The organism is Patiriisocius sp. 208BN25-11 (assembly GCF_058147145.1).
The window spans coordinates 1-886 of the sequence record NZ_JBYVJY010000040.1; the positions used below are offsets into that span (position 1 = coordinate 1).

Consider the following 886-nt stretch of genomic DNA (forward strand, 5'->3'; position numbering starts at 1 on the left):
GGACCTGTATCAGATATTTCAGATGAGAGTTTAACGACCGAAGACGATCCAACAGTAACGACGCTTTGTCAAGAAGCAGATATTGCGATTGTGAAGATGGGAGTGATTAATGATACCAATGGAAACAATTGTGCAGATGCCGATGTTGATACTGTGACGTACACGTTCACTGTGACCAATGAGGGTAATGTAAGCATCGCAGATGTGTCAGTAACCGATCCACTACTGGGCGGATTGCTAACAGCAGTTCCAACAGGAGATACCGATGGTGATATGGAGTTAGATGTAACGGAGACTTGGGTATATGTTCAAGACTATACCATTACTCAAGATGATATTGATCTAGGAACCATTACCAACCAGGCGACTGTAAATGGTACGGCGCCGACAGGACCTGTATCAGATATTTCAGATGAGAGTTTAACGACCGAAGACGATCCAACAGTAACTGATTTATGTCAAGACCCTGCGATTGCAATTGTAAAGACGGGCGTGTTTAATGATAACGATGGAGATGACTGCGCCGATCTAGGAGAAGTGATTAACTATACTTTCACGGTAACCAATGAAGGAAATGTAACGCTGAGTGCTATTGAAGTGATAGATCCGCTACTGGGACCAACACCTGTGATAGGACCTGTCTCTGGAGATTTGAACGGCGATGCGCTATTAGATTTGGATGAGATTTGGGTGTACACAGCAAATTACGCTTTCACTCAGGCTGATATCGATGCTGGAGAGGTGATCAATCAAGCAACGGCAACTGGGACCTATAATGGCGGCGATGTAAGTGATCTTTCAGATGAGAGTTTAATCACTGAAGATGATCCAACGATCACCCCGCTTTGTCAGGATGATAGTATCGCTATTATTAAAATAGGAGTCT

The 886-nt window shown here is 43.8% G+C and carries 1 protein-coding gene; it reads left to right on the top strand.

Annotated elements, in window-relative coordinates:
- On the top strand, window positions 1–886 hold an 886-nt coding region (locus ACY2RS_RS15465; RefSeq protein ID WP_490099571.1), incomplete at both ends, for a DUF7507 domain-containing protein.